Source organism: Novosphingobium naphthalenivorans NBRC 102051, from assembly GCF_001590985.1.
Lineage (GTDB): Bacteria > Pseudomonadota > Alphaproteobacteria > Sphingomonadales > Sphingomonadaceae > Novosphingobium > Novosphingobium naphthalenivorans.
Window position 1 is genome coordinate 1 of the sequence record NZ_BCTX01000174.1, and the last position, 2,501, is coordinate 2,501.

General features: G+C 62.7%; 2 protein-coding genes. Both read left to right on the forward strand.

Annotated features, from left to right (window positions below):
• The first annotated feature begins 120 nt into the window (after positions 1-120).
• Positions 121-1,614, forward strand: coding sequence for an IS21-like element ISSsp5 family transposase (gene istA, locus NN5_RS24460; RefSeq protein ID WP_011608156.1), 1,494 nt, complete (start codon positions 121-123; stop codon positions 1,612-1,614).
• Complete coding sequence (gene istB / locus NN5_RS24465) at positions 1,611-2,378, forward strand: IS21-like element ISSsp5 family helper ATPase IstB (RefSeq protein WP_007011060.1); 768 nt, start codon at positions 1,611-1,613, stop codon at positions 2,376-2,378. Before istA ends, istB begins: the two co-directional genes overlap by 4 nt.
• The last annotated feature ends 123 nt before the right edge of the window (positions 2,379-2,501 follow it).

Genomic DNA, 2,501 nt, shown 5'->3' on the forward strand with positions numbered 1-2,501 from the left:
TGAGAACGGCGGAGCAATATTCGGCCACGCTAGCGGCGGGATAGTCCTGCTGCGGGCGGCGTAAAAGTCGTCCACCTTGAAGCCTTTCTGCCAAGTCAGGGAGGTGTGGGGATCTACAGCGTGGAACTTTATCTTCAGGTCCGTTTGGCTTGCGCGGATGGCATGAGCCAGCGGGCGGCGGCGAAGCGTTTCAATGTGTCGCGCGATACGGTGCGCAAGATGCTGTCGTTTTCATCGCCGCCGGGTTACCGGCGTCAGTCTGCACCGCAGCGCCCGAAGCTGGACGGGTTTGTGGGGATCATCGATGGATGGCTTGAGGGGGATCGCGGTGTCCCGCGCAAGCAGCGCCATACGGCGAAGCGGGTATTCGACCGTTTGCGCACCGAGCATGGTTTCACCGGCGGCTATACGATCATCAAGGATTACATCCGGGAGCGCGAGCAGCGCAGCCGGGAGATGTTCGTGCCGCTGGCGCACCCGGCGGGAGATGCACAGGCCGATTTCGGGGAAGCTCTGGTGGAGATCGGCGGGGTGGAGCAAAAAGCCTACTTCTTCGCGCTCGATCTGCCGCACAGTGATGCCTGCTATGTGCGAGCCTATCCGGCGGCGGTGGCGGAGGCCTGGGTGGACGGACATGTCCATGCCTTCGCGTTCTTCGGCGCGGTGCCGCGCTCGATCGTCTATGACAACGATCGCTGCCTTGTGGCGAAAATCCTGCCAGACGGCACGCGCAAGCGTGCCACGCTGTTCAGCGCTTTCCTGTCGCATTACGTGATCCGCGACCGCTATGCCCGCCCGGGCAAGGGGAACGAGAAAGGCAATGTGGAAGGGCTGGTAGGTTACTGCCGCCGCAATTTCATGGTGCCGATCCCGAAGTTCCCGACCTGGGAGGCCTTCAACCTGTGGCTGGAGGAGCAATGCCGCAAGCGCCAGCAGGACAAGGTGCGCGGGGAGAGCGAGACGATCGGTGAGCGCTTGCAGCGCGATCTGGCGGCCATGCAGCCTCTGCCCGCTACACCCTTCGAGGCCTGCGATCAGACGAGCGGGCGGGTCTCCTCGCAATCTCTGGTGCGCTACAAGACCAACGATTATTCGGTTCCGGTAGTCTGGGGCCATCAGGAGGTCTGGATCAGGGCCTATGTCGATGAAGTGGTGATCGGATGCCGCAGCGAAGTTATCGCCCGTCATCCTCGTTGCTATGCCCGCGAGGAGGTTATCTTCGCCCCGCTCCACTATCTCCCGCTGGTCGAGCAGAAGATCAACGCATTCGACCAGGCCGCCCCTTTGCAGGGCTGGGATTTGCCCGAAGCGTTCGGGACGCTGCAGCGGTTGATGGAAGGGCGCATGCACAAACATGGCAGGCGCGAATATGTGCAGGTGCTGCGCCTGCTGGAAACGTTCACCCTCGCCGATCTCCAGGCGGCGGTGGAACAGGCCATCGCCCTTGGCGCCATCGGCTTCGATGCCGTCAAGCACCTCGTCCTGTGCCGGGTCGAACGCGTACCGCCCAGACTGGACCTGGACATCTATCCCTTCCTGCCTCGCACCACGGTCGAGAAGACCGTTGCCAGAGCCTATCTGAGCCTGCTCTGCGACAGGCAGGAGGCCGCATGAGCGATCAGGCACCGGAGATTCTTCTCGCTCACCATCTCAAGGCCCTCAAGCTGCCTACGTGCCTGCGAGAGCATCACAAGCTCGCCCGGCAATGTGCCGCTGAAGGCGTCGATCATATCCGCTTCCTCGCCCGTCTCGTCGAGATGGAGATGATCGACAGGGAGCGTCGTATGGTCGAGCGGCGCATCAAGGCCGCGCGCTTCCCCGCCGTCAAAAGCCTCGATAGCTTCGACTTCGCCGTCATCCCCAGGCTCAACAAGATGCAGGTGCTCGAGATGGCGCGCTGCGAGTGGATCGAGCGGCGTGAGAACGCCATCGCTCTGGGGCCATCGGGCACCGGGAAGACGCACGTAGCTTTGGGGCTCGGACTGGCAGCATGCCAGAAAGGACTGTCGGTGGGCTTCACCACTGCGGCGGCGCTGGTCAGCGAGATGATGGAGGCGCGCGACGAGCGGCGTCTCCTGCGCTTCCAGAAGCAGATGGCCGGATACAAGCTGCTCATCATTGACGAACTGGGCTTCGTACCGCTCTCCAAGACCGGTGCCGAACTGTTGTTCGAGCTGATCTCCCAGCGCTATGAGCGCGGCTCCACCTTGATCACCAGCAACCTGCCCTTCGACGAATGGACCGAAACCTTCGGATCCGAGCGCCTCACAGGCGCGCTCCTCGATCGTCTGACCCATCACGTCAGCATCCTCGAGATGAACGGCGAAAGCTATCGCCTCGCTCACAGCCGGGCCCGAAAGGCCAAAACCAGACCCTGAAAATCAAGCCAATGCCGGGGGGAGTGGCCTTCGGGCTACGCCCTCACGCCACTCCCCCCGGCATGTAACACCGTGGCCTGGTTTTACGCCGCCGCATGGCCGACTTTTGCTCCGCCGTTGACA